Source organism: Streptomyces sp. PA03-6a (genome assembly GCF_033792765.1).
GTDB lineage: Bacteria > Actinomycetota > Actinomycetes > Streptomycetales > Streptomycetaceae > Actinacidiphila.
In genome coordinates this window covers 20340-27683 of sequence record NZ_JARAVK010000125.1, presented here as the reverse complement: position 1 = coordinate 27683, position 7344 = coordinate 20340, and the positions used below count along the sequence as shown (strand labels likewise).

At 74.8% G+C, this 7344-nt stretch carries 5 protein-coding genes and 1 pseudogene; 3 read left to right on the top strand and 3 right to left on the bottom strand.

The window, feature by feature from the left end; translation table 11 throughout:
• Positions 1-656: 656 nt before the first annotated feature.
• Positions 657-1055, bottom strand: coding sequence for a RidA family protein (locus tag PV350_RS27015; RefSeq protein WP_499514566.1), 399 nt, complete (start codon positions 1053-1055; stop codon positions 657-659).
• Positions 1052-2158, bottom strand: a complete 1107-nt coding sequence (locus PV350_RS27010) for an acyl-CoA dehydrogenase family protein (RefSeq protein WP_499514565.1) — start codon at positions 2156-2158, stop codon at positions 1052-1054. Before PV350_RS27010 ends, PV350_RS27015 begins: the two co-directional genes overlap by 4 nt.
• A gap of 95 nt (positions 2159-2253) precedes the next feature.
• On the opposite strand from PV350_RS27010, the gene PV350_RS27005 reads away from it, so the two are divergent.
• The 3 genes and pseudogenes from PV350_RS27005 to PV350_RS26995 all read left to right on the top strand — a co-directional run.
• A complete protein-coding gene (locus tag PV350_RS27005; RefSeq protein WP_499514564.1) occupies positions 2254-3858 on the top strand; it encodes an AMP-binding protein in 1605 nt (534 codons plus the stop codon).
• A 4-nt stretch (positions 3859-3862) separates the two neighbouring features.
• Positions 3863-4687 carry a PaaX family transcriptional regulator gene (locus PV350_RS27000; RefSeq protein ID WP_500336564.1) on the top strand — a complete coding sequence of 275 codons (825 nt, stop codon included), beginning with the start codon at positions 3863-3865 and terminating at the stop codon, positions 4685-4687.
• 39 nt (positions 4688-4726) lie between these two features.
• Positions 4727-5062, top strand: a pseudogene (locus PV350_RS26995) (Uma2 family endonuclease); the annotation flags it as partial.
• A gap of 12 nt (positions 5063-5074) precedes the next feature.
• Here PV350_RS26995 and PV350_RS26990 read toward each other — a convergent pair.
• Entirely contained in the window at positions 5075-7342 is a 2268-nt protein-coding gene (locus PV350_RS26990; protein ID WP_500336562.1) for a bifunctional salicylyl-CoA 5-hydroxylase/oxidoreductase, read from the bottom strand.
• Positions 7343-7344: the final 2 nt, after the last annotated feature.

Sequence of the window (7344 nt, the reverse complement as noted above, 5' to 3'; positions counted from 1 at the left end):
TCCTCGTAGTGGGCTACTCGGACGATTCGACAACGCAGCGAGGTGCCGTGCCAGGCGCCGCTGGGCAGGCGGGACTTTGACGACACGGCCTAGGCGGGGGCACGGCGTGCCCGCGATCCTTGCCCGGGCCCCATGGCGTACCAGCCGCAGCCGGCGGGGCGGCCCTGGCCCGCAACGCAGCGGGCAACCACCCGGCGGACGCGGGCGACGAGGGTCGGCCGCTTCCGTCGCAACGGCCCGGGCCCCGCGACGAATTGGCTGCGGCTCCCCCGGCTCCCCGGCGCGCCCGGCGTCGGCCAGGAATCGCGCACCGCCACGGTCGGCGCTGGTCACCCACCGGCTGCGCCGCGGCCGCAAGCAGCGCCTCCCCCGCCGCCAGTACGGAGCGGCTCCGGCCTGCGGCACAGCCCCCTGACCGTCCCGGCCGTCCTCCTGGGCAGCCGCCAGGCGGACACGCGCGTCATGGCGCGGCAACCGCCGTCGTGAAGGCCCGCGCCCCGCGACGCAGTGGCTGCGGCTCCCCGCGTGCGGCGCGCAGGATCCGAGCCACCGCCACGGCAGCGCGGCCGCGCACTGCCCTCGGCGATGCCGGCCGCAGGCGGCCGCCGCCGACGTACGGAGCCGGGCCCCCACCCCGGGTTCCTCCTGACCCCGGGTCAGGTGAGCACGGCGAGGCCGTCGAGTTCGACCATGGCCTCCTCGTCCCACAGGCGGGTGATGCCGATGACCGCCATCGCCGGGTAGTCCCGGCCGGCCAGGGCGCGCCAGATGCGGCCGAGTTCGGGCGCGTGGTCGCGGTAGGCGGCCACGTCGGTGGTGTGGACGGTGAGGCGGGCGAGGTCGGCGGGGGTGCCGCCGGCGGCCTGGAGGGCGGTGAGCAGGTTGATCAGTGCGTGCTCGAACTGGGCGGGGAGGGTGTCCCCGACGACCTTGCCCCCGGAGTCCAGGGCGGTCTGGCCCGCGAGGAGGACGAGGGTGCGGCCGGTGGCGGTGACGGCGTGGCTGAAGCCGGTGGGCGGGGAGAGCTCGGGCGGGTTGATCCGGTTGAGGGTCATGCGAAGAGCTCCTTGGCGATGATCGACCGCTGGACTTCGGTGGCACCTTCGTAGATACGCGGTGCGCGGACCTCGCGGTAGAGATGTTCCAGGACGTGGCCGCGCTCCAGGGCGCGGGCCCCGTGGATCTGGACGGCCGCGTCGACGGCGTACTGGGCGGTCTCGGTGGCGAAGAGCTTGGCCATGGCGGAGCTGCGGGCGGTGCCGGGGGCACCGCAGTCGTAGGCCTCGGCGGCGGCGTAGACCAGCAGCCGGGCGGCCTCGGTGCGGGTGGCCATCTCGGCGAGGGTGTGGGAGACGGCCTGGAGGTCCTTCAGGGGCGCGCCGAAGGCGGTGCGGGAGGCGGCGTGGGCGGTGGCCGCGTCGAGGGCGGCCTGCGCCATGCCGACCGCGAAGGCACCGACGCTGGGCCGGAAGCGGTTGAGGGTGGTCATGGCGACCCGGAAGCCGCGGTCGACCTCGCCGATCACGTCGTGCCGCCCGACCGGTACGGCGTCGAAGCGCAGCCGGCCGATGGGGTGCGGGGAGAGCATGTCGAGGTGTTCGCCGCCGAGCCCGGGGCGGTCGGCGGGGACGGCGAAGGCGGTGACGCCGCGGGCCCCGGCGCCGGGGGCGGTCCGGGCGAAGACCGTGTAGATGTCGGCCTCGGGGGCGTTGGAGATCCAGCACTTTTCGCCGGTGAGCCGCCAGCCGCCGTCCGGCGCGGGCTCCGCGGCCAGTTCGAGGGCGGCCGCGTCGGAACCGGCGCCCGGCTCGGTGAGCGCGAAGGCCGCGACGGCCTCGCCGGAGACGACCCGCGGGATCCAGCGGGCGGCCAGTTCGGGGGATTCCAGCAGGGGGTGGGCGCCCAGGCCCTGCAGGGCGAGCGCGGTCTCCGCCTCGGTGCACTCCCGGGCCAGGGACTCCCGGAGCAGGCACAGCTCGAGGGCGGTGCCGGGGAAGAGGCGCCCCAGCAGGCCGAGTTCGCCGAGGGCGGCGAGCAGCGGCCGGTTGACCCGCCCGGGTTCGCCGGACCCCGCCAGCGGCCGGAGCCGTTCGGCGGCCCAATCACGGACCTGTGCGCACCACTTGAGCTGTTCCGGGTCCAGCGCGAACGATGCCACGCGGCACCTCCCGTATCGCGTACCGTTGACTGCCGTCACAAACACGTTACGCTGAATCCGCCCGCAACCAGGTGCCAACGAGGGGCGAACCCGCCATGGACCTGCTGCCATCAGCACACGTGGACACTTTCCCGCGGGATCACCTCCCGCCGCGTGACCAGTGGCCCGTCCTGACCCAAGACCTCCCCGAGCTGGCCTATCCCGGCCGGCTCAACTGCGGCACCGAACTCCTTGCCGCCGGCCTGCCCGGGGCGCCCTGCCTGCGGATGCCGGGCGGTGAGGTCTGGTCGTACGCGGACCTGCGCGCCGCCTCCGACCGCATCGCGCACGTGCTGACCGACGAGCTCGGGGTGGTGCCCGGGAACCGCGTGCTGCTGCGCGGCCCCACCACGCCGTGGCTGGTGGCGTGCTGGTTCGCCGTCATGAAGGCGGGCGCGGTCGCGGTGACCGTGCTCGCGGCCCACCGCCCGCACGAGCTGGCGACGATCTGCGAGATCGCCGCCGTCCGGCACGCGTTGTGCGACATCCGCGCGGTCGACGACCTCGCCAAGTGCGAGGCGCCCGGGCTGCGCATCGCCACGTACGGCGGGGAGGCACCGGACGATCTGCTGCGGCTCGCGGCCGACCGGCCGGACCCCTTCCCCGCGGTGGAGACCTCGGCCGACGACGTCGCGCTGATCGCCTTCACCTCCGGGACGACCGGACGGCCCAAGGGGTGCATGCACTTCCACCGGGACGTGCTGGCGATCGCCGACACCTTCTCCGCGCACATACTGCGACCGACCTCCGCCGACGTGTTCGCCGGCAGCCCGCCGCTGGGCTTCACCTTCGGGCTGGGCGGCCTGGTCGTCTTCCCGCTGCGCGTGGGGGCGTCGGCGCTGCTGCTGGAGCAGGCCGGACCCGAACAGCTCGCCCGGGCCGTCGCGGAGCACGCGGTGACCGTGCTGTTCACCGCGCCCACCGCCTACCGGGCCATACTCGCCTCGCACGGCACCCGCGACCTGTCCTCGCTGCGGCGCTGCGTGTCGGCGGGCGAGAACCTGCCCGAGGCGACCTGGCACGCCTGGTACGAGTCGACGGGGCTGCGGATCATCAACGGCATAGGGGCCACGGAGCTGCTGCACATCTTCATCTCCGCCGCCGACGACGTGATCCGGCCGGGCACCACGGGCCTGCCGGTGCCGGGCTACCAGGCCCGGGTCGTCGACCCCGCGACGCTGTCCCCCGTGCCGGACGGCGAACCGGGGCTGCTGGCGGTGCGCGGTCCCACGGGCTGCCGCTACCTGGCGGACGAACGGCAGCGGGAGTACGTGCGCGACGGCTGGAACATCACCGGCGACACCTACGTGCGCGAGCCGGACGGCTACTTCCGCTACGTGGCCCGAGCCGACGACATGATCATCTCGTCGGGGTACAACATCGCGGGCCCCGAGGTCGAGGAGGCGCTGCTGCGCCACCCCGACGTGCGGGAGGCCGCGGTCATCGGCGTGCCGGACGACCAGCGCGGCCAGATCGTCCGGGCCTTCGTCGTGCTGCGGGACGGCCCCCCGCGCGACGAGCACACGGTCGAGGCGCTGCGCGCCTTCACCCGGGAGGAGATCGCGAGCTACAAGTGCCCCCGCGAGATCGCCTTCCTCGACGCCCTGCCCCGCACTCCCACCGGGAAACTGCAGCGCTTCCGGCTGCGCGACCTACAGTGATCGCGTGACCGAGCACACCCCCAGTTCGCTGATCGTGACCTTCTTCGGCGCCTACGGCCGGGCCGAGGCCTGGGACGGGCGGATACCCGTCGCCGGGCTGATCCGGCTGATGGGCGCCGTGGACGTGGACCCGCAGTCGGTACGCTCGGCGGTCTCCCGGCTCAAGCGCCGCGGCCTGCTGGAGCCGGACCGCGTCTCCGGCGCCGCGGGCTACGCCCTGTCCGAGGACGCCCGGCAGCTGCTCGCCGACGGCGACCGCCGCATCTACGGTCACCCGGCCGGCGGAGCCGGGGACCAGGAGTGGGTGCTCGCGGTCTTCTCCGTGCCGGAGAGCGAGCGCCACAAGCGGCACCTGCTCCGCTCCCGCCTGGCCCGGCTGGGCTTCGGCACCGCCGCCCCGGGCGTGTGGATCGCGCCCGCCCGCCTCCACGAGGAGGCCCTGCACACCCTGCGCCGGCTCGGCCTGGACACCTACGTCGACCTCTTCACCGGCACCCACCTCGGCTTCGAGCCGACGGCCGCGGCCGTGCGCCGCTGGTGGGACCTCGACGCGGTCGCCGAGCGCCACCACGCCTTCCTCGACGCCCACGAGCCCGTGCTGCGCGCCTGGGCCGCCCGGGAGGCGACCCCGCCGCAGGAAGCCTTCGCGGACTACCTGCGCGCCCTCGACTCCTGGCGCCGCCTCCCCTACGCCGACCCGGGCCTGACGCCCGCCCTCCTCCCGCCCGACTGGCCGGGCGGCCGCGCCGCCGCCGTCTTCGAGGGCCTGCACGCGCGGCTGCGCGACGCGGGGGCGGAGTTCGCGCGGTCCGCCGGCCCCACGGCGTGACCGCCCTCCTCCGGTGATCGTTGGCAGGATGTACGCCCGCGCCACCCGGCGGGGCACCGCTTCGTCCCCGACGCATCCGTGGCCCCCCGGCGCTTCTTCCGCGGTCTCGACTCGTGGGCAGATGCGGACGGCGTCGTGATGACCGTCGAGGTGACGTCCTCCCGCCCGGACAAGGATCGCGGCCCGAAGCGACGCGGCCACGCCGCCGCCGGCATCCCGTTCCACCTGCCGGTGGACCGCACCGAGGGCACGGTCACCCTGTACAGCGAGCCGGACGCCGAGGACTACCGCCAGGACGTCCGGGTGCTGTTCGGCAAGGAGCTCGACCTCCCCGAGCCGTTCGCGTTCGCCCTCGACACCTCCGTCTTCGGCTGAGGCGGCCGCCTCTCACACATCCAGCGTGAGCCGGGGACGGGGGGCGTCCGTGCGGCCCGTGGGCGGTCGTCGGCTGCCCGCCTGGTACGGGAGGGGCCAGGGGGCGCCGGGGCCGGAGTAGTCCTGTTCGGCGGCGGCGTGGAGCGTCCAGTTGGGGTCGTAGAGGTGGGGGCGGGCGAGCGCGCACAGGTCGGCGCGGCCCGCGAGGATCAGGGAGTTGACGTCGTCCCAGGAGGAGATGGCGCCGACCGTGATGACGGGCACCCCGAGTTCGTTGCGGATCCGGTCGGCGTAGGGGGTCTGGTAGGAGCGGCCGAAGTCGGGGGCCTCGTCGGCGACGACCTGGCCGGTCGAGACGTCGATGGCGTCGGCACCGTGGGCGGCGAAGGCCCGGGCGATCTCGACCGCCTCGTCGGCGGTCGTACCGCCCTCGGCCCAGTCGGTGGCGGAGATGCGGACGGTCATCGGGCGGTCGGCGGGCCAGACCTCGCGGACGGCGTCGAAGACCTCCAGGGGGAAGCGCAGCCGTCCGGTCAGGTCGCGGCCGTAGGCGTCGGTGCGCCGGTTGGTGAGCGGGGAGAGGAAGGACGAGAGCAGGTAGCCGTGGGCGCAGTGCAGTTCCAGCAGGTCGAACCCGGCGCGCGCGCCGCGCGCGGCGGAGGCGGCGAACTGCTCGCGGATCGCGGCGAGCCCCTCGGCGTCCAGGGCGTGCGGGACCTGGCTCACGTGGGGGTGGTACGGCAGCGGGGAGGGGGCCGCGAGCGGCCAGTTGCCCTCCGGGAGCGGCTGGTCGATGCCCTCCCACATCAGCCGGGTGGAGCCCTTGCGGCCGCTGTGGCCGAGCTGGAGGCCGATCGCGGCCCCGGGCCGGGCGTGCACGAATTCGGTGACGCGGCGCCAGGCGTCCTCGTGCCCGTCGTTCCACAGGCCCGCGCAACCGGGGGTGATGCGGCCCTCGGGGCTGACGCAGACCATCTCGGTCATGACCAGGCCGGCGCCGCCGAGGGCACGGGCGCCGAGGTGGACGAGGTGGAAGTCGCCGGGGGTGCCGTCGGTGGCGGAGTACATGTCCATCGGCGAGACGACGACCCGGTTGCGCAGGGTCAGCCCGCGCAGGGTGAAGGGGGTGAACATCGGCGGGGTGTCCGGCCCGGTGCCGAACTCCCGCTCCACGGAGGCGGTGAACTCCGCGTCGCGCAGCCGCAGGTTGTCGTGGGTGACCCGGCGGCTGCGGGTGAGCAGGTTGAAGGCGAACTGCCGGGGCGGCTGGGCGGTGTACTGCTCCAGGTGCTCGAACCACTCCAGGCTGGCCCGCGCGGCGCGCTGCGTGCTGGCGACGACCGGCTTGCGCTCGGCCTCGTAGGCGGCGAGCGCCTCGGGGACGCCGGGCTGCTCGTGCAGGCAGGCGGCGAGGGCGAGGGCGTCCTCCATGGCGAGCTTGGTGCCGGAGCCGATGGAGAAGTGCGCGGTGTGCGCGGCGTCGCCGAGGAGCACGATGTTCCCGTGCCGCCAGCGCTCGTTGACGACGGTGGTGAAGGCGATCCAGCGGGATCGGTTGCCGCGCAGGCCGTGGCCGTGCAGGGCGTCGGCGAAGATCTTCTCGCAGCGGGCGATCGACTCGGCCTCGTCCAGCCGGTCCAGCCCGGCGCGCTGCCAGACGTCCTCGCGCATCTCGACGATGAAGGTGCTCGCGTCCGGCCGGTACGGATAGCCGTGGGCCTGCATCACGCCGTGCTCGGTCTCGGCGATCTCGAAGCGGAAGGCGTCCAGGACGAGGTCGGTGGAGAGCCAGATGTAGCGGCAGCGGTGGCCGGTGAGGGTGGGGCGGAAGACGGCGGCGTGGGCCCCGCGGGTGGCGCTGCCCGCGCCGTCGGCGGCGATGACCAGGTCGTGGTCGCGGGCCAGCCGTTCGGCGGCCGGGGCGAGTTCGCGGCTGCGGACGGTCACGCCGAGCTCGCGGCAGCGGTCGTGGAGGACCGCCAGCAGCGTGCGCCGGTCCACCGCCGCGAAGCCGTGGCCGCCGGAGGTGACGGCACGGCCGCGGTGGCGCACGTCGATGTCGTCCCAGCGGGTGAACCCCCGTTCCAGGGCGCGGAAGACGACCGGGTCGGCGTGCTCGATGCCGCCGAGCGTCTCGTCGGACAGCACGACGCCGAAGCCGAAGGTGTCCTGCGGCGAGCCGCGCTCCCAGACCGTGATCTCACGTTCCGGGTCGAGGCGCTTGAGCAGTGCGGCCGCGTAGAGCCCGCCGGGGCCGCCGCCGATGATGGCCACCCGCACGG